This is a genomic window from Rhodococcus sp. IEGM 1351, from assembly GCF_030056875.1.
In the GTDB taxonomy this organism is placed as follows: Bacteria; Actinomycetota; Actinomycetes; order Mycobacteriales; family Mycobacteriaceae; genus Rhodococcus_F; species Rhodococcus_F opacus.
The window spans coordinates 1-236 of the sequence record NZ_JASHKU010000156.1 but is presented as its reverse complement, the minus strand read 5'-3'; the positions used below and the strand labels follow the sequence as shown (position 1 = coordinate 236).

The 236-nt window shown below is 64.8% G+C and carries 1 protein-coding gene; it reads right to left on the bottom strand.

Translation table 11 applies throughout. From position 1 onward, the window contains the following. A partial coding sequence (locus QM806_RS41150) for an aldehyde dehydrogenase family protein (protein ID WP_283295081.1) occupies positions 1 to 236 on the bottom strand: 236 nt, incomplete at both ends.

The window sequence follows — 236 nt, the reverse complement described above, 5'->3', positions numbered from 1 at the left end:
GCGATGGGGAAGAACCACATCGGGACCATGGCGGGGAAGTTGAACGGGGAGATGATTCCGACCGGGCCGACGGGCTGGCGGATCGAGGAGACGTCGATGTTGGTGGAGGCGTTTTCGGTCATGCCGCCCTTGAGCAGGTGCGCGATGCCGCAGGCGAATTCGACGACTTCCTGGCCGCGGGAGACCTCACCGAGTGCGTCGGAGACGACCTTGCCGTGCTCGGCGGTGATGATCTC